The 18,487-nt window shown below is 62.1% G+C and carries 18 protein-coding genes; 17 read left to right on the top strand and 1 reads right to left on the bottom strand.

Features of this window, described 5'->3' with window-relative positions; translation table 11 throughout:
- Window positions 1-85 precede the first annotated feature (85 nt).
- The 7 genes from BLR25_RS02485 to BLR25_RS02515 all read left to right on the top strand — a co-directional run bounded on the left by BLR25_RS02485 (window position 86) and on the right by BLR25_RS02515 (window position 8,027).
- Window positions 86-1,354, top strand: a complete 1,269-nt coding sequence (locus BLR25_RS02485) for a glycerate kinase type-2 family protein (protein ID WP_091932775.1) — start codon at window positions 86-88, stop codon at window positions 1,352-1,354.
- An 88-nt stretch (window positions 1,355-1,442) separates the two neighbouring features.
- Window positions 1,443-2,402 carry a Bug family tripartite tricarboxylate transporter substrate binding protein gene (locus BLR25_RS02490; protein ID WP_091932777.1) on the top strand — a complete coding sequence of 320 codons (960 nt, stop codon included), beginning with the start codon at window positions 1,443-1,445 and terminating at the stop codon, window positions 2,400-2,402.
- A gap of 163 nt (window positions 2,403-2,565) precedes the next feature.
- Window positions 2,566-3,027, top strand: a complete 462-nt coding sequence (locus tag BLR25_RS02495; RefSeq protein WP_091932780.1) for a tripartite tricarboxylate transporter TctB family protein — start codon at window positions 2,566-2,568, stop codon at window positions 3,025-3,027.
- Window positions 3,028-3,036: 9 nt separating this feature from the next.
- Window positions 3,037-4,536 carry a tripartite tricarboxylate transporter permease gene (locus BLR25_RS02500; RefSeq protein WP_091932783.1) on the top strand — a complete coding sequence of 500 codons (1,500 nt, stop codon included), beginning with the start codon at window positions 3,037-3,039 and terminating at the stop codon, window positions 4,534-4,536.
- Between the two features lie 43 nt (window positions 4,537-4,579).
- Window positions 4,580-5,413 (top strand): aldo/keto reductase, encoded by an 834-nt coding sequence (locus BLR25_RS02505; RefSeq protein ID WP_091933656.1) that lies wholly within the window; start codon window positions 4,580-4,582, stop codon window positions 5,411-5,413.
- Between the two features lie 20 nt (window positions 5,414-5,433).
- Window positions 5,434-6,987 carry a galactarate dehydratase gene (garD, locus tag BLR25_RS02510; RefSeq protein ID WP_091932787.1) on the top strand — a complete coding sequence of 518 codons (1,554 nt, stop codon included), beginning with the start codon at window positions 5,434-5,436 and terminating at the stop codon, window positions 6,985-6,987.
- Window positions 6,987-8,027 carry an SMP-30/gluconolactonase/LRE family protein gene (locus tag BLR25_RS02515; RefSeq protein ID WP_091932791.1) on the top strand — a complete coding sequence of 347 codons (1,041 nt, stop codon included), beginning with the start codon at window positions 6,987-6,989 and terminating at the stop codon, window positions 8,025-8,027. Before garD ends, BLR25_RS02515 begins: the two co-directional genes overlap by 1 nt.
- A 35-nt stretch (window positions 8,028-8,062) precedes the next feature.
- Here the strand turns inward: BLR25_RS02515 and BLR25_RS02520 are convergent, their stop codons facing one another.
- Window positions 8,063-9,790 (bottom strand): response regulator, encoded by a 1,728-nt coding sequence (locus tag BLR25_RS02520; protein ID WP_091932796.1) that lies wholly within the window; start codon window positions 9,788-9,790, stop codon window positions 8,063-8,065.
- A gap of 178 nt (window positions 9,791-9,968) precedes the next feature.
- Here BLR25_RS02520 and mnmG point away from each other — a divergent pair, with 178 nt between their 5' ends.
- The 10 genes from mnmG (at window position 9,969) to atpA (ending at window position 18,474) form a co-directional block, all read left to right on the top strand.
- Window positions 9,969-11,876, top strand: a complete 1,908-nt coding sequence (gene mnmG / locus BLR25_RS02525; protein WP_091932800.1) for a tRNA uridine-5-carboxymethylaminomethyl(34) synthesis enzyme MnmG — start codon at window positions 9,969-9,971, stop codon at window positions 11,874-11,876.
- Complete coding sequence (rsmG, locus tag BLR25_RS02530; RefSeq protein WP_091932804.1) at window positions 11,873-12,502, top strand: 16S rRNA (guanine(527)-N(7))-methyltransferase RsmG; 630 nt, start codon at window positions 11,873-11,875, stop codon at window positions 12,500-12,502. The genes mnmG and rsmG overlap by 4 nt, the downstream gene beginning before the upstream one ends.
- A gap of 16 nt (window positions 12,503-12,518) precedes the next feature.
- Complete coding sequence (locus tag BLR25_RS02535; RefSeq protein ID WP_091932808.1) at window positions 12,519-13,319, top strand: ParA family protein; 801 nt, start codon at window positions 12,519-12,521, stop codon at window positions 13,317-13,319.
- Window positions 13,316-14,158: a ParB/RepB/Spo0J family partition protein gene (locus BLR25_RS02540; protein WP_091932811.1), complete on the top strand. Its 843-nt coding sequence runs from the start codon at window positions 13,316-13,318 to the stop codon at window positions 14,156-14,158. The genes BLR25_RS02535 and BLR25_RS02540 overlap by 4 nt, the downstream gene beginning before the upstream one ends.
- Before the next feature lie 203 nt (window positions 14,159-14,361).
- Window positions 14,362-14,694 (top strand): ATP synthase subunit I, encoded by a 333-nt coding sequence (locus tag BLR25_RS02545; protein WP_245715460.1) that lies wholly within the window; start codon window positions 14,362-14,364, stop codon window positions 14,692-14,694.
- Window position 14,695: 1 nt separating this feature from the next.
- Window positions 14,696-15,568, top strand: coding sequence for a F0F1 ATP synthase subunit A (atpB, locus tag BLR25_RS02550; RefSeq protein WP_091932817.1), 873 nt, complete (start codon window positions 14,696-14,698; stop codon window positions 15,566-15,568).
- A 59-nt stretch (window positions 15,569-15,627) separates the two neighbouring features.
- Window positions 15,628-15,876: a F0F1 ATP synthase subunit C gene (atpE, locus tag BLR25_RS02555; RefSeq protein WP_091932819.1), complete on the top strand. Its 249-nt coding sequence runs from the start codon at window positions 15,628-15,630 to the stop codon at window positions 15,874-15,876.
- A 37-nt stretch (window positions 15,877-15,913) separates the two neighbouring features.
- Window positions 15,914-16,384, top strand: a complete 471-nt coding sequence (locus tag BLR25_RS02560) for a F0F1 ATP synthase subunit B (protein ID WP_091932823.1) — start codon at window positions 15,914-15,916, stop codon at window positions 16,382-16,384.
- 5 nt (window positions 16,385-16,389) lie between these two features.
- The gene (locus tag BLR25_RS02565) at window positions 16,390-16,926 is read left to right on the top strand and encodes a F0F1 ATP synthase subunit delta (RefSeq protein WP_091932826.1); all 537 of its coding nucleotides are present in this window, start codon (window positions 16,390-16,392) and stop codon (window positions 16,924-16,926) included.
- A gap of 9 nt (window positions 16,927-16,935) precedes the next feature.
- A complete protein-coding gene (atpA, locus tag BLR25_RS02570; RefSeq protein ID WP_091932830.1) occupies window positions 16,936-18,474 on the top strand; it encodes a F0F1 ATP synthase subunit alpha in 1,539 nt (512 codons plus the stop codon).
- Window positions 18,475-18,487 lie beyond the last annotated feature (13 nt).

Consider the following 18,487-nt stretch of genomic DNA (forward strand, 5'->3'; position numbering starts at 1 on the left):
GCGTCATCACTTCGTCATCGTGCCGGCCGCACCGGGGCGGTGACGAAGGGTATTCATCAAACATTGTCAGGGACGGAATCGGCGAATGAGTACTGCAATCAATCCGCGTCAATTGCTCGAGGACATGTTCCGGGCGGCGATCGAATCGGCTCAGCCGCACCATGGCATTCCGCGCCATTTGCCGGCGCCGCCGCGCGGCCGCTTGATCGTCATCGGTGCCGGCAAGGCCTCGGCGGCGATGGCGCGCGTCCTTGAAGACCACTATCTCGGATCGCTTTCCGGGCTGGTGGTGACGCGGTACGGCTATGCCGTGCCCTGCAGCAAGATCGAGATTGTCGAGGCCGCCCACCCGGTGCCGGATGCGGCGGGGTTGAAGGCGGCGCAGCGCATCCTCGATCTCGTCGAGGGGCTGACGCCTGACGATCTCGTGCTCTGCCTGATTTCGGGCGGCGGTTCGGCCCTGATGCCCTTGCCCTTGCCGGGGATCAGTCTCGAAGACAAGCAGGCCGTTAATCGCGAATTGCTCAAGTCCGGTGCCAGCATCAGCGAAATGAATTGCGTGCGCCGCCATTTGTCGGCAATCAAGGGCGGACGCCTGGCGGCGGCCTGCCATCCGGCGAAGGTAGTGACCCTGCTGATTTCCGATGTGCCGGGCGACGGACCCTGCGATATCGCCTCCGGTCCGACGGTCGGCGATCCGACCTCGTGCGAGGACGCGCTGGCGATCGTTCGCCGTTACGGCATACAGTTGCCGCCGGCGGTGCTCGAAACGCTGGCAAGCGGGCGTGGCGAATCGATCAAGCCCGACGATCCGCGCCTTGCCGGCAGCGAAACCCACTTCATCGCGACGCCGATGATGGCGCTTGAAGCTGCTGCTGCCGTGGCTCGTCAGGCCGGCATTCCGGCGCACATTCTCGGCGATGCGATCGAAGGCGAAGCCCGCGATGTTGGCAAGGTGATGGCCGGAATCGCGCGCCAGGTCGTGCGCTTCCAGCAGCCCTTCCAGCCGCCGTGCGTGCTGCTGTCGGGTGGCGAGACGACGGTGACGGTGCGCGGTAACGGTCGCGGCGGTCGCAATGTCGAATATTTGCTATCGCTCGGCGTTGCCCTCGACGGGTTGCCGAACGTTCATGCGATCGCCGGGGATACCGACGGCGTCGATGGGCAGGAAGAAATCGCCGGCGCCATTCTTGCGCCCGATTCGCTTGCCCGTGCTTGGGAAAAGGGTATCCGGCCGAAGGATGCGCTGGCCGATAACGATGGACACGGCTTTTTTGGGGCGTTGGGCGATGCGGTCGTGACCGGGCCGACGCTGACCAACGTCAATGATTTCCGGGCGGTGCTGATCTTATGACTGCTGGCGCGCCAGCCCGAACCGGCGTCCGTGCTTGAACGCGGACGTCCTGCAACACAGTTCATAAACCACGGAGGAGAGGTTCACCATGAAAAAAACAATCCTGGCACTGCTTGCCAGTGCGTTCGTTGCTACGGCAGCGCATGCCGCGTTTCCGGACAAGCCGGTGACGATTACCGTGCCGTTCCCGCCGGGCGGCTCGACCGACATGCTGGCGCGCATCATGACGCCGAAGATGAGCGAAAAGCTCGGCCAGCCGGTCATCGTCGAAAACAAACCGGGCGCGACCGGTGCCATCGGCGCCGCGCAAATCAAGCGTGCTGCGCCGGATGGGTACAACGTCCTCTGCGCCTCGATCGGCGTCTGGGCCGCTAATCCCTTCCTGCAGAAGAACCTGGCCTATGATCCAGCCAAGGACTTCGATCTCCTGATGGTCGCCGTCAAGTCGCCCAACATCCTCGTCGTCAATCCGAACGTGCCGGCCAAGGATGTCAAGGAACTGATCGCCTATCTCAAGCAGAAGAACGGCAAGGTGAGCTTCCCGTCGTCGGGCGCCGGTTCGTCGGACCACCTGTCGATTGCGCTGTTCTGGATGATTACCAATACCACCGGTATCCACGTGCCCTACAAGGGCGGCGGCCCGGCGATCGCCGATCTCGTGGCGGGCCACGCCGAGGTGTCGTTCCAGAACCTCAACAACGTGATCCAGCACATCAAGGCCGGCAAGCTGCGCGCGCTGGCGACGACGAGCGAGAAGCGCTCGCCGCTGCTGCCCGACGTGCCGACGATGGTCGAACTCGGCTACCGCGATATGGTGGTGACGTCCTGGCAGGCCCTGGGCGCGCCGAAGGGGCTGCCGGCCGACGTCAAGGCCAAGCTGCATGAGTCGATGGTCGCTGCACTCAAGGATCCGGAGACGGCGAAGAAACTGACCGACCCGGGCTTTGAAATCGTCGCATCGACGCCGGAAGAGTTCTCGCGCTTCCTGAACGCTGAACTGGCCAAGTGGAAGACCGTGATCGAGGTCGGCAAGATCACGCTCGACTGAGCCGGAGAAGGCTTCGCAACACCAATATGAAAAAGCAAACCCGGCTGGAGCGGCGGTGATCGCCGCCGCTCCAGCCGCGGACAGAGAGAGGCAGTAAAACGTGTCGCAATGCAGTTAAAGCGGCTGGCAACGCAGAAAAGGGTGGACGCAGGGGAAAATGCATATGGGATCATTCATCAAGCATCCGAAGGACTTTTACGCAGGGTTGATGTACGCCCTGATCGGCATCGGGGCGATCGTCATCGCCAGCGGCTATAACATGGGGTCCAGCGTGCGCATGGGGCCCGGTTACTTTCCGACGGTACTGGGCGGCTTGCTCGTGCTGGTCGGCAGCATTTCGATCATTCGTTCCTTCACGCATTCGGGCGAGGCGATTCAGCGCTTCTACTGGAAGGAAATTTTTCTCGTGCTCGGCAGCGTCGTGCTGTTCGGGTTGCTCGTTCGCGGGCTTGGGCTTGCACTCTCGCTGATCCTGTTGGTCGTCGCCAGCGCCTGGGCGAGCGATAAATTCCGCCTGCGCACGGCCTTGATCCTGGCCGTCGTCACCAGTGCGTTCAGTGCGCTCGTCTTCGTCAAGGGACTTGGGCTGCCTTTTGTCATCTTCGGCCCGTGGCTCGGCCTGTGAGGGGGTTCTGTGGAAATTCTGGCTAATCTCTCGCTTGGCTTCAGCACCGCTTTTTCGCTGGCCAACCTGTTTTACTGTTTCGTCGGCGTCGTCCTCGGCACGTTGATCGGCGTCCTGCCCGGCCTCGGTCCGGTGGCGACGATCGCGATGTTGTTGCCGGTGACCTTCAGCTTCCAGCCGGTCACCGCGCTGATCATGCTGGCCGGCATCTTCTACGGTGCGCAATACGGCGGCTCGACGACGGCGATTCTCGTCAATCTGCCGGGTGAGGCCTCGTCGGTGATCACTGCGCTCGACGGCCATGCCATGGCCAAGCGCGGTGACGCCGGCAAGGCCTTGGCGACGGCGGCGATCGGTTCCTTCATCGCCGGCACCATCGCCACCTTCCTGATCGCGTTGTTTGCGCCTCCCCTGGCCGACATGGCGCTGAAATTCGGTCCGGCCGAATATTTCTCGCTGCTGGTCCTCGGTCTCGTCGTCTCGATCGTCCTCGCGCACGGCTCGCTGCTTCATGCGCTCGGCATGATTTTCCTCGGCTTGTTGCTTGGCATCATCGGCACCGACGTCAATTCCGGTGCCGAGCGCTTCACCTTCGGGCAGCCCTGGCTGGCCGACGGCGTCAATTTTGTCGTGTTGGCGATGGGCATGTACGGTCTCGGCGAGATCATCAACAATCTCGAGAAGAAGGAAACCCGCGACGTCATGGCCAAGAAGGTGTCGGGCTTGCGTCTGTCCTGGGCCGACTTCAAGCAGATCCTGGCACCGATCATGCGCGGCACGGTCGTCGGCTCCTTCCTCGGCATCCTGCCGGGGGGCGGTGCAGTGCTGTCGTCCTTCGCGTCGTATGCCGTCGAGAAGAAGCTCTCGAAGAATCCGATCCCCTTCGGCGAAGGCGCTATCGAAGGCGTCGCCGGTCCGGAATCGGCCAATAACGCCGGTTCGCAGACTTCGTTCATCCCGATGCTGACGCTCGGTATCCCGTCCAACCCGACGATGGCGATCATGATCGGTGCGATGATGATCCACAGCATCCAGCCGGGTCCGGCGGTGCTGACCGAGCAGCCGGCGCTGTTCTGGGGCCTGATCGCGTCGATGTGGATCGGCAACTTCTTCCTGATCGTGCTCAACCTGCCGATGATCGGTCTCTGGGTGCGCTTGATCACGGCGCCGTATCACCTGATGTTCCCGGTCATCATCGTTTTCTGCGCAATCGGCGTCATCAGCATCAACAATACCGAGTGGGACGTCTTCATGATGGCCTTCTTCGGCTTTGCCGGTTACCTCTTCAGCAAGCTTGAATGCGAGCCGGCACCGATGCTGCTCGGCTTCATCCTCGGTCCAATGATGGAGGAGCACCTGCGCCGTGCGCTGTTGATGTCCTCGGGCGACTTCTCGGTGTTCGTGACGCGGCCGCTGTCGGCGACGCTGCTCGCCGTCTCGCTGGTGGCAATGGTGGTGGTGCTGTTGCCGGCGATCAGCAAGAAGCGTGAGGAAACCTTCAAGGAGTGAGGCCGGTCGTACGGTGCCGCGCTGCGATGAAAGGATGCAAGCAATGAAACACGTCAGTCTGCCCGCGGGCGAGTTGGTGCCCGCGCTGGGCATGGGCACCTGGATGATCGGCGAAAGCCGGGCGCGGCGTGCCGAGGAAATTGCGACCTTGCAGCACGGCATCGACCTCGGCATGACGCTGATCGACACCGCCGAGATGTACGGCGAGGGAGAATCGGAAAAGCTCGTCGGCGAGGCGATTCGCGGTCGCCGCGAGCGGGTTTTTCTGGTCAGCAAGGTTTATCCGCACAATGCCGGCGTCAAGGCGGCGCAGGCCGCCTGTGAACGCAGCTTGCGCCGGCTCGGTGTCGACTGTCTCGATCTCTATCTCCTGCACTGGCGCGGCAGCGTGCCCTTCGAGGAAACGATCGAAGCTTTCGAGGCACTGAAGGCGGCCGGCAAGATCCGTCATTTTGGCGTCAGCAATCTTGATGCCGATGACCTGAATGAATGGTGCGATGTTACCGGCGGCGAGGCACTGGCGGTCGATCAGGTGCTCTACAACATGACGCGGCGCGGCATCGAATGGGATTTGCTGCCCTGGTGTCAGGAACGGCGGATTCCGGTGATGGCATATTCGCCGATCGAACAGGCGCGCCTGCTGCGACATCGCGGCTTTTGCGATCTGGCGCGGGAGCGCGGGTGGAAGCCGGCGCAGCTGGCGCTCGCCTGGCTGTTGCAGCGTGACAGTGTGATCGCTATCCCGAAAGCATCGACGCGCGCGCACCTCGAAGAAAATTTTTCGGCACTACAGTGCCAACTCGACGCGCCGGTGCTGGCTGCGCTCGATCGCCTCTTCCCGCCGCCAACGCGTGCGACCCCTTTGGAAATGCTGTAAGCCCCAGTGGAATACCGGATATGAATGCGAAGAAGCCTGCCAAGCCGCTGTACATCAAGGTGCATGACACCGACAACGTCGCGATCGTCGTCAACTCGGGCGGCTTGCCGGCCGGCACCGTCTTCGAAGACGGTCTGACCTTGCGCGAGCACGTGCCGCAGGGACACAAGGTGGCACTCGTCGATCTGGCGCAGGACGCGCCGATTCTGCGCTATGGCGAAGTCATCGGCTACGCCGAGAAGCCGATTGTGCGCGGGGCATGGATAGAGGAGTCGCTGGTGCGCCTGCCGGTCGCGCCGCCACTCGAAACCCTGCCGCTGGCAACCAAGGTGCCGGCCCCGTTGCCGCCGCTCGACGGCTACACCTTCGAGGGCTACCGCAATGCCGATGGCACTGTCGGCACCAAGAACATGCTGGCGATCACGACGACCGTGCAGTGTGTCGCCGGTGTCGTCGATTATGTTGTCAAACGCATGAAGGCCGAGCTCCTGCCGAAATATCCCAATGTCGATGGCATTGTCGGGCTCAATCACATCTACGGTTGCGGCGTTGCGATCAACGCGCCGGCGGCGGTGGTGCCGATCCGGACGATTCACAATCTGGCGCTGAATCCGAATTTCGGCAACGAGGTCTTTGTCGTCAGCCTCGGTTGCGAAAAATTGCCGCCGGATCGGCTTCTCAATGAGGGCGGCATTCCTATCAAGGTCGTCAGCGACGACGTCGTCTGCCTGCAGGACGAGAAATTTACCGGCTTCCAGTCGATGGTCGACAACATCATGAAGCAGGCCGAAGTGCATCTGGCCCGCCTCAACGCGCGCAAGCGCGAAACCTGTCCGGCGTCCGACCTGATCGTCGGATTGCAGTGCGGTGGCAGCGACGCCTTCTCCGGCGTGACCGCCAATCCGGCAGTCGGTTATGCCGCCGACCTGCTGGTGCGGGCCGGTGCGACGGTGATGTTCTCGGAAGTGACCGAGGTGCGCGACGCGATCCACCTCCTGACGCCGCGCTGCGTCAATGAGGAAGTTGGCAAAGCGCTGCTGCGCGAGATGGCGTGGTATGACAATTACCTGGCGCTCGGGCAAACCGACCGGGCGGCCAACACGACGCCGGGCAACAAGAAGGGTGGCCTCGCCAATATCGTCGAGAAAGCGATGGGATCGATCGCAAAATCCGGCAAGAGCGCCATTTCCGGCGTCATCGCGCCGGGCGAAAAGGTGACGCAGAAAGGCCTGATCTACGCGGCGACGCCGGCCAGCGACTTCGTCTGCGGCACGCAGCAGCTTGCGTCCGGCATGACGCTGCAGGTGTTCACGACCGGGCGCGGCACGCCCTACGGACTCGAAGCCGCGCCGGTGATCAAGGTGGCGACGCGCCGCGATCTCGCCGCCCGCTGGCACGACCTGATGGAGGTCGATGCCGGTACGATCGCCACCGGCGAAGCGACGATCGAAGATGTCGGTTGGGAAATCTTCCGCCTGATCCTTGACGTGGCGAGCGGGCGCAAGAAGACCTGGGCCGACCAGTGGGGGCTGTTCAACTCGCTTGCCGTGTTCAATCCGGCGCCGATTACCTGATGACCATGTCGTGCGAACGCGACGGCGACGGGACCGATTTCAGGCCGAGTCTGCGCTATCCCGATCCGGCCGTCGAAATCCTCGATCCGGTGTTTCTCAAGTACCGGATCTACAGTAGTTCGCTCGAGCGACTGGCGACCGGCATGCGCTGGGCCGAGGGGCCGGTTTATCTGCCTGACGAGGCGTGCCTGTTGGTCAGCGACATCCCGAACAATCGCATCATGAGGTACAGCGAACGGGACGGCAGCTTCACGGTATTTCGCGAGCCGGCGAACTTTTCCAATGGCAATACGCGCGACCGGCAGGGACGGTTGATCACCTGCGAGCATTCGCTGACGCGGCGCGTGGTGCGGACCGAGCGCGACGGCCGTATCACGGTGCTGGCCGACGGCTACGAGGGAAAGCGGCTCAACGCGCCCAATGACGTCGTCGTCAAATCGGACGGCTCGGTATGGTTTTCCGATCCGTTGTTCGGCATCAGTGGTGAGTGGGAAGGTTTCAAGGCGACGCCTGAACAGGTCGCCACCCATGTCTTCCGCATTGCGCCGGACGGCACGCTCAGCCCGGTGATTTCCGACCTCGTCAACCCGAACGGGCTGGCATTCTCGCCGGACGAGAAGAAGCTTTACGTGGTCGAGTGGAAAGGCACGCCGAATCGCAGCATCTGGTCTTATGACGTTCGCCTGGATGGTACGGTGGGCAACAAGACGAAGCTGATCGACGCCGCCGACCACGGCGCGCCAGACGGCTTTCGGGTCGATCGCGACGGTAATTTATGGTGTGGCTGGGGCAGCGACGGCACGCTCGAAGCGGAACCGACCGAGGTCGGTGGCGGGCGTCGGGCCTACCGACTGCGGGGCGCGCCGGAAGCGCTCGACGGCGTCAAAGTGTTCACGTCGGAGGGCAAACCGATCGGTTTCATCCGCTTGCCGGAACGTTGCGCCAACCTGTGCTTTGGCGGGCCGAAGAACAACCGGTTGTACATGGCCAGTTCGCATTCCCTGTATGCTTTGTACGTAGAAGCGCAAGGCACCGTCTGACCCGTGCGGCCGGCGATTCCCGACGGCGCAGACGCTTAGCCTTCGGTCTTCTCGGCGCCGCTGCGTGCGCTGCCGGGGGCCGAATCGATCCCGTACTTGCGCGCGACGCGCTGATAGAGTTCGCGCGCCGAAATGACCTTGGGATGGCGCGGTTCCTTCGCCTGGGCCTGTTCGATGAAGCGCAGGCCGAGATCGGCGTAGTCGTTGACCCAGCCGCGCTGTTCGATCAGTGTGAAGATCGCTTTGCTGGCGTTGACGAGGAACTGCAGGTTTGGCACGCGCTGTGCCGTTTCGATGAGCATCTTGACCGAGGTGTCGAGATCGCCGCTGCGGGCGGCAAGCACACCGCGGTTATTGAGGTCGACGATTTCGCGGCTGATCTTGTCGAGCAGGGACTGTCCGGCTTCGGCCATGCCAGCCTTGGCGAACACGTCCTCGATGCGGGCGATCAGGTGGCGGTCCTCGTAGTTTTCCGTGGCGACCTTGGAGAAAATCTCCTGGGCCTTGCCGGTTTCGTTGTTCGCCAGGCAGGCGTGGGCGAGGTCGACGACGATTTTTTGCGACAACTGCGCCGGGTTGTCGTCGCCCTGAAGTTCTCCGTGCAGTGTCAGGGCCTTGTCGAGCGCCTCCTTGGCACGATCGGCGGCGCCTTCGCTGTGAGCGCAGAGGCTGTCCATCACCAGCGCGGCCATTTCGCCGTGTTTGCTGCCCCGCCAATCGCGGCGCAGGTCCTCGACCACCTTTTTGGCCTCGCTGACATGCTCGTTGTCGATCATTGCGCGCGAGAGATTGGTGTAGTCGTCGATGCTGCGCAGCGACGATCCCTGGCGACGATCGAGGACCCGGCCATAGGCGTCTTCGGCGGTGTCGAGGTCCTGGTTGCGGACGGCGATGTCACCGACCAGGCGCTGGCGGATCGTATTGTTGGGGGAAATGCCGGCGGCTTGTTGCAGAACGGACTGTGCTTCGGGGAGCCGTCCCATTTCCTCGCGCACGCTGGCGACGAAGTCGTAGGCGGCGAGGAACTCGGGAAAGTCCTCGATCAGGTCAGTGGCGAGCAGTTCCGCTTGTTCGAGCTGCTCCTCACCGCGCAACGCGATCGCCATACCCATGCGGGCCCAGGCCGGCGGCGTCGGCGTGTCGAGCACGCGCTGATAAATTTGCTTGGCATCGTCGTAGCGACCCAGCGTGTTGAGCGTTTCGCCCTTGAAGCGCAGGCAGTCGAAAACGAAAGGCGTGTTCTGCGCCAGCAGCGTGTCGCAATGGTTCAGGGCGCTGGCGTAGGCGCCGCGGTCGAGCGCCTCGAGAACCCGCGCGAAGTGCCGCTTCTTGTGAATGGCGCGGGCGAGGCGGCCCTGCAACTGATCGGCGGTGAAGGGCTTGATCAGATAATCGTCGGGGGCGAGCTCGGCCAGGGAAACGACGTTGTGATAACCGCGTTCGGCGGTAATGACGATGAATACCGTCGACGACGCGATCAGATGCTGTTGGCGCAGTTCCTCAAGCAGTTGTTGACCGTCCCGGCCGTCATCGAGGTGATAGTCGGTGAGGATGATGTCGAAGTCATTGGCCTTGACCTGGCGGACGACTTCCGCCGCCGTTCCTGCGCCGTGGATCGACTTGACGCCGAGCGTCGACAGGATGATGCGCATCGAGTTGCGCGCGCCGATATGACGATCGACGAGCAGAACCCGCATGCGGGCGAGGTCCTTGCTCAGTGAAAAGAGCAAATCTGCGGTGAGGGAGGAATCCGGCTGGGCCATGAGCGCGCACCTTACGCGAGCCTGATCTTCCGGGCAAGCAGGTATGACCGTTGCAATCTGACGCATGTCACCGAATTCATTCGGAATTTTTCCTGGTAATACTGGAAACCTGTTATTTTTCATGGAATTGGCGTAGAATCCGCAACCCTCCCGATTTGCTTGTGCTGGATATTTCCTCATGCAGTTTCCTGAACGTTTCGATGTGATCGTGGTCGGTGGCGGCCATGCCGGCACCGAGGCGGCGCTCGCCAGCGCCCGCATCGGCGTGAAGACGCTATTACTGACGCATAACCTCGACACGCTCGGTGCGATGAGTTGCAACCCCTCGATCGGCGGCATCGGCAAGGGGCATCTCGTTAAGGAAGTCGATGCGCTCGACGGTGCGATGGCGGCAGCGACCGATGAGGCCGGCATCCAGTTCCGCATCCTCAATTCCTCCAAGGGCCCAGCGGTGCGAGCGACGCGCGCGCAGGCCGATCGCGTGCTCTATCGGCAAGCGATCCGGGGGCGTCTCGAGAATCAGCCGAATCTCACGCTGTTCGCGCTGTCGTGCGAGGATCTGATCGTCGAAGGCGACCGGGTCGTCGGGGCAGTGGCCCAGCACGGTATCCGCTTCTCGGCGCGCGCCGTCGTGCTGACGGCCGGGACCTTCCTCAACGGCAAGATCCACGTCGGCCTGTCGCAATCGACGGGCGGACGCATGGGCGACATGCCCTCGATTTCGCTGGCCGCCCGCCTGCGCGAACTGCAGTTGCCGGCCGGTCGTCTCAAGACCGGTACGCCGCCGCGCCTGGACGGGAAAACCATCGATTTCTCGGTGATGACCGAGCAGCATTCCGACGATCCCTTGCCGGTGTTCTCCTTCCTCGGCGATGCGCGCCAGCATCCGCGCCAGATGCCGTGCTGGGTGACGAGCACCAACGAGCGGACGCACGAGATCATCCGCAGCGGTCTCGACCGCTCGCCGATGTATACCGGCGTCATCGAGGGTGTCGGGCCGCGCTACTGTCCGTCGATCGAGGACAAGATTCATCGTTTCGCGACCAAGAACAGCCACAACATCTTCCTCGAACCCGAAGGCCTGACGACGCACGAAATCTATCCGAACGGCATCTCGACGAGCCTGCCTTTCGACGTGCAGCTGGCGCTGGTGCGCTCGATGAGGGGACTCGAGAATTGTCATATCCTGCGGCCCGGCTACGCCATCGAATACGACTACTTCGATCCGACCGGATTGTCGTCGACACTCGAAACCAAGGCGATCCGCGGTTTGTTCTTCGCCGGCCAGATCAACGGCACGACCGGCTATGAAGAGGCGGCGGCGCAAGGTCTGCTCGCCGGTGCCAATGCGGCTTTGTTCGCGCAGGAAAAGGACGGCTGGTCGCCGCGGCGCGACGAAGCTTATCTCGGCGTGCTCGTCGACGATCTGATCACGCGCGGCGTTGCCGAACCTTACCGCATGTTCACGAGCCGTGCCGAATACCGTCTGAGCCTGCGCGAGGACAACGCCGACATGCGACTGACCGAGCAGGGACGGGCGCTGGGCTTGGTCGGCGACGCCCGTTGGGCGGCGTTCTGCGCCAAGCGTGAGGCGATCGCGCGCGAACAGGAGCGGCTGCGCTCGACCTGGGTGCATCCGGACAAGGTCGACATGGCGGCCGTGACGCAGGTGCTCGGCAAGCCGATCGAACATGAATACACGCTGTACGAACTCCTGCGGCGTCCCGACGTGGCGTATGCCGATCTGATGGCGCTCGGCGTCGGTGAAACGCAGGATAGCGCCGGCGTCAGCGATCCGCTGGTGGTCGAGCAGATCGAGATCCAGGCCAAGTACCAGGGCTACATCGATCGTCAGGCCGAGGAAGTCGTGCGCAACCAGGCCAACGAAGAAACCCGCCTGCCGGCCGGCATCGATTACAACAGCATCGGCGGGCTGTCGGCCGAAATTCGCCAGAAACTCTTGCGGCACCAACCCGAGACGATCGGCCAGGCCTCGCGCATCCAGGGCATGACGCCGGCGGCGATCTCGATCCTGCTGGTCTACCTCAAGCGCCAGGCGCTCGACGCCGGCCGGGAGAAGGCATGAGCCAGGCGGAGCAACTGTCGGCAGGGCTCGCGGCGATGGGTCTGGAGTTGGACGTCGCCACTCAGGAACGTTTGCTGGCGTATCTGGCGCTGCTCTATAAATGGAACCGCACCTACAGCCTGACCGCCTTGCGCGAGCAGGACCGGGCGGTGAGCCATCATCTGCTCGATTCGCTCGCCATCCTGCCTTTCGTTCCGGCCGGGCGTCTGCTCGACGTCGGTAGCGGCGGCGGCACACCGGGCATCCCGCTGGCGATCGCCCGTCCCGATCTGTCGGTCACCTTGCTCGACAGCAACACGAAGAAGGCGGCTTTCCTGCAACAGGCGGCCATAGAACTGGGATTGCGGAATATTTCCGTTCACGCCGGACGGGTCGAACAGTATCATCCGGAGAGCGGCTTTACTGCGATTACATCGCGTGCCTTTGCCGAACTTGCCGATTTCGTGACCTTGTCGGCGCACCTCCTGGTGGAGGGCGGCGTCTGGCTGGCCATGAAAGGGGTGCATCCGCAGGCCGAGTTGGACAGGCTGCCGGCGACGGCGCAGGTGGGCGCAGTTCATCGGCTCGACGTGCCCGGGGTCGATGGCGATCGGCATCTGGTCGTTCTGAGCAAGGCAGCGCATTAGTCAGGGGAGAAACGAGTTGGCGAAAATACTGGCGGTGACCAACCAGAAAGGCGGCGTCGGCAAGACCACGACAGCGGTCAATCTGTCGGCCTGTCTGGCGGCGCTGGATCAGCGCGTGCTGATGATCGACCTCGATCCGCAGGGCAACGGCACGACCGGGTGCGGCATCGTCAAGCGCGAGGCCTTGCCGACGGTGTATCAGATCCTGATCGGGCGATCGACCGTACTCGAGGCGAGGATCAGGACCGATTTCGGCTTCGATGTGCTGCCGGCCAATCGCGAGCTGGCGGGCGCCGAAGTCGATCTCATCGACATGAATGGGCGCGAGTACCGCTTGCGTGACGCGCTCGCCCCGGTGCTCGGTGAATATGATTTCGTCCTGATGGATTGTCCGCCGGCGCTCAATATGCTGACGGTCAATGGTTTGGCTGCGGCCGACGCCGTCATGATTCCGATGCAATGTGAATACTATGCGCTTGAGGGACTGACCGACCTCGTCGCGACGCTCAAAAAGGTGCGTGCCCACCTCAATCCCCGGCTCGAAATCGAAGGCCTGCTGCGCACCATGTTCGATCCGCGTTCGACGCTGACGCAGCAGGTTTCCGGAGAGCTTGTCGAGCATTTCGGCAACAAGGTCTATCGCACCATCATCCCGCGCAACGTTCGTCTTGCCGAGGCGCCGTCCTACGGCAAGCCGGTGATCGCCTTCGATAAGCAGTCGCGCGGTGCTCAGGCCTATTCGGCTCTGGCGCAGGAATTACTCGACCGGCGTGACGGTGTCGTTCGCGTGCCGGCGGAACAAGGAGTGGAACAATGAAAATGAAAGGTCTTGGCCGCGGCCTCGATGCGCTGCTTGCCGGCAATGACAACAGTGGGCGCGACCAGCAGCGGTCGCTGCCGGTTGGCCAGTTGCAGCCCGGCAAATACCAGCCGCGGACGCGGATGGACAGTGCCTCGCTCGAAACCTTGGCGGCGTCGATCCGCTCCCAGGGGGTGATGCAGCCGATTCTCGTGCGTCCGCTCGGGGGCCTCGAAGAACGTTACGAGATCATCGCCGGCGAACGTCGTTGGCGTGCCGCGCAGATCGCCGGCTTGACCGAGGTGCCGACGCTGATCCGGGAAATCCCGGACGAGGCGGCCCTGGCCATGGCGCTGATCGAGAACATCCAGCGCGAGAATCTGAATCCGCTTGAAGAAGCACAAGGTCTGCAACGTCTGATCGACGAGTTCTCGATGACGCACCAGCAGGCGGCCGACGCGGTCGGCCGTTCGCGGCCGGCGGCGACGAATCTCCTGCGTTTGCTGCAGCTCGTCCAGCCGGTACAGGACCTGCTGATGAGCGGCGAGCTCGACATGGGTCATGCCCGCGCCTTGCTGCCCTTGTCCGGCGCCTTGCAGGTGCAGCTGGCGCAGCGCATCGTGCAGAAGGGCCTGTCGGTCCGCGAGGCCGAGCGATTGGCCCAGCAGGCACTCAAACCGCATAAGGCGGCCGAGGCCGCCAAGCCGGATCGCGACGTGTTGCGTCTGCAGGATGAACTGTCCGACGTCTTCGGGGCAGCGGTGGAGATACGTACCAACAAGGCTGGCGGCGGACGTATTCAGATTGAATTTTCCAATCTCGACCAGTTGGACGGCATCCTGCAGCGGATGCGCTGAACTTGTATTGCAGAAGCGGGTTGAGGGAAATGCATTCGAAACAGTTGAGAGTGAGAATTATTGACATCAATTGTCGGAAATCCGAAATAGTGCAATTCGCTCGGCCTGTGATATAAAGTCGCATTGAAACAACGAAAAACAACAATCGGTCCGGTGGCTGGCAAGGACCGCCTTCTTTTTTTGGGGTTGCACAATTGTTCAGAGTGGTCATTCTGCAGTTGATGGCGACCGGAGTGGCGGTTGCGGTCGCGGGCGGATGGGCAGGGTTTCATGGAGCGGTTTCGGCAGGTTTGGGCGGTCTCGTATGCGTGCTCCCCAATTTTCTGTTCGCGTTGCGCCTGAGCAGGGTCGCGCAGCGTCCGAAGGCTTCGTACCCGGTCAATTTCTTTCTTGGTGAATTCATCAAGATGGCCCTGACGGTCGGGCTGCTGGTGTTGATCGTCAAGAATTATGCCGACCTGCATTGGTTCTCCTTGCTGGGCGGTTTGGTGCTTGCAGTGCAAGCGGGTTTTTTGGCTTTCTGGAAAAAGTCCTGATATGGCAACAACCGGTCACGAAGCGGCGGCTCATGTTCCGAGTGCGGGCGACTACATCGTCCACCATCTGGGGCACCTCAACACCACGGGGCATCCGCAGGCATCTGTCGTCGATTTCTCGGTCATCAACCTTGATACCCTTTTCTTCTCGGTGGCGATGGGCGTCATCGGCCTGCTCCTGATGTGGGTGGTGGCGCGCCGGGTGACTTCCGGGGTGCCCGGACGGGCGCAGGCGGCGGTCGAGATCCTGCTCGAAATGGTCGCCGGCCAGGCGCGTTCGATCATCCACAGCGAAGAGTCGCGCAAATTCGTCGCGCCGCTGGCGCTGACGGTGTTCGTCTGGGTCTTCCTGATGAACTCGATGGACTTCCTGCCGGTCGATTTGCTGCCAATGCTCTGGCAAGGCGCCACCGGCAACGAGCACGCCTATCTGCGCGTGGTGCCGACGGCCGACCTGAACGGCACCCTTGGCATGTCGATCGGGGTGCTGCTGCTCTGCTTCTGGTACAACATCAAGATCAAGGGCATGGGCGGCTGGGTGCATGAACTCTTCACCGCGCCGTTCGGCAATCATCCGGCGCTCTATCTGCCGAACTTCCTGATGCAGATGATCGAATTCCTGGCCAAGACGGTGTCGCACGGCATGCGTCTGTTCGGCAACATGTATGCCGGTGAACTGCTGTTCATGCTGATCGCGCTGATGGGCATGGGCTTCTCGAGCATGAGCGGCGTCGGCGGTTCGCTGATGTGGGCCGGGCATGTGGTGGCGGGCACCTTCTGGGCGCTCTTCCACATCCTGATCGTCGTGCTGCAGGCTTTCATCTTCATGATGCTGACATTGGTCTATATCGGCCAGGCGCATGAAGGGCACTGATTTTTGTTTTTGTTGGTTCAATTGTTAACGCTGTAACTCATCAATCTGAAGGAGTAGTCATGGAAATTGTTCTCGGCAATGTGGCGCTGGCCTGCGGTCTGATCATCGGTCTGGGTGCTATCGGTGCGTGTATCGGCATCAGCCTGATGGGTGGCAAGTACATCGAAGCCTCGGCCCGCCAGCCCGAGTTGATGAACGAGCTGCAGACCAAGATGTTCATGCTGGCCGGTCTGATCGACGCGGCGTTCCTGATCGGTGTCGGTATCGCCATGATGTTTGCCTTCGCCAACCCGTTCGTCGTCAAGTAAGCGACGCTTCGATCCACCTCAGCGGAGGAAGATCACTGTGTATGTGAACGCAACTCTGGTCGCCCAGCTCGTTGTGTTTTTCATCTTGGCGTGGTTTACGATGAAATTCGTATGGCCCCCCATCGTGAAAGCGCTCGACGAACGTGCGACAAAGATTGCCGAGGGTTTGGCAGCGGCGGAGCGAGGCAAGCAAAGCCTCGAGCTGGCATCCAAGCGCTCGGCGGAGACGGTCCGGGAGGGCAAGGAGAAGGTTGTCGAACTTCTTGTCCAGGCAGAGAAACAGTCGCAGCAGATCATCGAGGAAGCCAAGGCGCAGGCGCGTATCGAGGCCGACAAGGTGATTGCCGGCGCCAAGGCGGAAATCGAGCAGGAAGCGGCGCGAGCCAGGGAAGCGCTACGCGAGCGTGTGGCCGATCTGGCCATCGCCGGTGCGGAGAAGATCCTGCGCCGTGAAGTCGATGCCAAGGCCCATGCCGATTTGCTGGCGCAGATCAAGCAGGACCTCTGATCCCTATGGCCGAGTCTGTCACCATCGCTCGCCCCTATGCGCAGGCAGTGTTTCGCCTGGCGCGGGAAACCGGGAAGCAGTCCGTCTGGTCGGAACGCCTCGAGCGCCTGTCCGCGATTGTCGTTGATCCGGAAATGGCCAAAATAGTGGGCAATCCAAGGTTTTCCGCGGGCCAAGTGACCGAACTGTTCATTTCGCTCTTTAGCGAAGAGAAAGACCAGGATCTCGCGAAGTTTGTCGGATTGCTGGCGGAAAATGAGCGCCTTTCGGTCTTGCCCGATATTCGGGACATTTACGAGCAACTCAAGAGCGCCGACGAGGGCATCCGGGAAGCGGAAATTACCAGCGCTTTCCCTCTCGACGACGCACAACTGGACAATCTGATGAAAGAGCTTGAAGCGCATTTTGCGACGCGCCTCGAAGCTCGTGTCAGGGTCGATGCGCGCCTGATCGGTGGCGTTCGGGTCGCGGTCGGCGACCAGATTCTCGACGCTTCCGTTCGCGGCAAGCTCGACGCAATGGCCGCAGCGCTCAAGAACTAGGAGAAATGCATGCAATTGAATCCTTCCGAGATCAGTGAACTGATCAAGAGCAAGATTCAGAATCTGGACACGGGCTCGGAGACCCGGACACAAGGCACGGTCGTGTCGGTGACCGACGGTATCTGCCGGATTCACGGTCTGGCCGATGTGATGCAGGGCGAAATGCTGGAGTTTCCCGGCGGCGTCTTCGGCATGGCGCTCAACCTCGAACGCGACTCCGTCGGCGCGGTCGTGCTCGGCGAGTACGAGCAGATCTCCGAAGGCGACATCGTGCGTTCGACGGGCCGTATTCTTGAAGTGCCGGTCGGCCCCGAACTGCTCGGACGGGTCGTCAACTCGCTGGGTCAGCCGATCGACGGCAAGGGCCCGGTCAACGCCAAGCTGAGCGACAAGATCGAAAAGGTCGCGCCGGGCGTGATCTGGCGGAAATCGGTGTCGCAGCCGGTGCAGACCGGTCTGAAGTCGATCGACTCGATGGTGCCGATCGGGCGCGGACAGCGCGAACTGATCATCGGCGACCGTCAGACCGGCAAGACGGCGGTGGCGGTTGACACGATAATCAACCAGAAGGGCAAGGACCTGATCTGTATTTACGTGGCGATCGGGCAAAAGGCCTCGACCGTTGCCAACGTGGTTCGCCGGCTCGAAGAGCATGGTGCCATGGAATACACCATCATCGTCGCGGCGACGGCGTCGGAATCGGCGGCGCTGCAGTACATCGCACCGTATGCCGGCTGCACGATGGGCGAATACTTCCGCGATCGCGGCCAGGATGCGCTGATCATTTATGACGATCTGACCAAGCAGGCCTGGGCCTACCGTCAGGTGTCGCTGCTGCTGCGCCGTCCGCCGGGCCGCGAAGCCTACCCGGGCGACGTCTTTTACCTGCACTCGCGCCTGCTCGAACGGGCCGCGCGCGTCAATGAGGAATTCGTTGAGCGTTTCACTAATGGCGAGGTCAAGGGCAAGACGGGTTCGCTGACGGCGCTGCCGATCATCGAAACGCAGGCCGGCGACGTGTCCGCGTTCGTGCCGACCAACGTCATTTCGATTACCGACGGCCAGATCTTCCTGGATACCGACCTGTTCAATTCGGGCGTGCGTCCCGCCATCGATGCCGGTATTTCGGTGTCGCGGGTCGGTGGTGCGGCTCAGACCAAAGTCATCAAGAAGCTCGGCGGCGGTGTGCGTCTGGCGCTTGCCCAATATCGCGAACTGGCAGCGTTTGCGCAGTTTGCTTCCGATCTCGACGAAGCGACCCGCAAGCAGCTCGATCGTGGCCGCATGGTCACCGAGCTGATGAAGCAGCCGCAGTACTCGCCGATGGCGGTGTCGGAAATGGCGATCACGCTGCACGCGGTGAACCAGGGCTTCTTTGACGATGTCGAGGTCAAGAAGGCGCTCGAAATCGAACGCTTGATGCAGAACTACATCAAGCAGCAGCATGCCGCTCTGGCCAATGCCATCGAGGAGAAGAAGGAACTCGACAGCGAAGCCGAGAAGGCGCTGACCAAGGCGATCGAAGCGTTCAAGGCCACGCTGGTCTGAACGGGGGAATATC

The organism is Propionivibrio dicarboxylicus, assembly GCF_900099695.1.
Taxonomy (GTDB): domain Bacteria; phylum Pseudomonadota; class Gammaproteobacteria; order Burkholderiales; family Rhodocyclaceae; genus Propionivibrio; species Propionivibrio dicarboxylicus.

Bases quoted from the DNA above. Each gene is read 5' to 3' on its own strand.
- atpA (WP_091932830.1), top strand. From the start codon at position 16,936: ATGCAATTGAATCCTTCCGAGATCAGTGAACTGATCAAGAGCAAGATT.
- rsmG (WP_091932804.1), top strand. From the start codon at position 11,873: ATGAGCCAGGCGGAGCAACTGTCGGCAGGGCTCGCGGCGATGGGTCTG.
- BLR25_RS02520 (WP_091932796.1), bottom strand. From the start codon at position 9,790: ATGGCCCAGCCGGATTCCTCCCTCACCGCAGATTTGCTCTTTTCACTG.
- BLR25_RS02485 (WP_091932775.1), top strand. From the start codon at position 86: ATGAGTACTGCAATCAATCCGCGTCAATTGCTCGAGGACATGTTCCGG.
- BLR25_RS02515 (WP_091932791.1), top strand. From the start codon at position 6,987: ATGACCATGTCGTGCGAACGCGACGGCGACGGGACCGATTTCAGGCCG.
- BLR25_RS02565 (WP_091932826.1), top strand. From the start codon at position 16,390: ATGGCCGAGTCTGTCACCATCGCTCGCCCCTATGCGCAGGCAGTGTTT.
- atpB (WP_091932817.1), top strand. From the start codon at position 14,696: ATGGCAACAACCGGTCACGAAGCGGCGGCTCATGTTCCGAGTGCGGGC.
- BLR25_RS02490 (WP_091932777.1), top strand. From the start codon at position 1,443: ATGAAAAAAACAATCCTGGCACTGCTTGCCAGTGCGTTCGTTGCTACG.
- atpE (WP_091932819.1), top strand. From the start codon at position 15,628: ATGGAAATTGTTCTCGGCAATGTGGCGCTGGCCTGCGGTCTGATCATC.
- BLR25_RS02495 (WP_091932780.1), top strand. From the start codon at position 2,566: ATGGGATCATTCATCAAGCATCCGAAGGACTTTTACGCAGGGTTGATG.
- mnmG (WP_091932800.1), top strand. From the start codon at position 9,969: ATGCAGTTTCCTGAACGTTTCGATGTGATCGTGGTCGGTGGCGGCCAT.
- BLR25_RS02540 (WP_091932811.1), top strand. From the start codon at position 13,316: ATGAAAATGAAAGGTCTTGGCCGCGGCCTCGATGCGCTGCTTGCCGGC.
- garD (WP_091932787.1), top strand. From the start codon at position 5,434: ATGAATGCGAAGAAGCCTGCCAAGCCGCTGTACATCAAGGTGCATGAC.
- BLR25_RS02505 (WP_091933656.1), top strand. From the start codon at position 4,580: ATGAAACACGTCAGTCTGCCCGCGGGCGAGTTGGTGCCCGCGCTGGGC.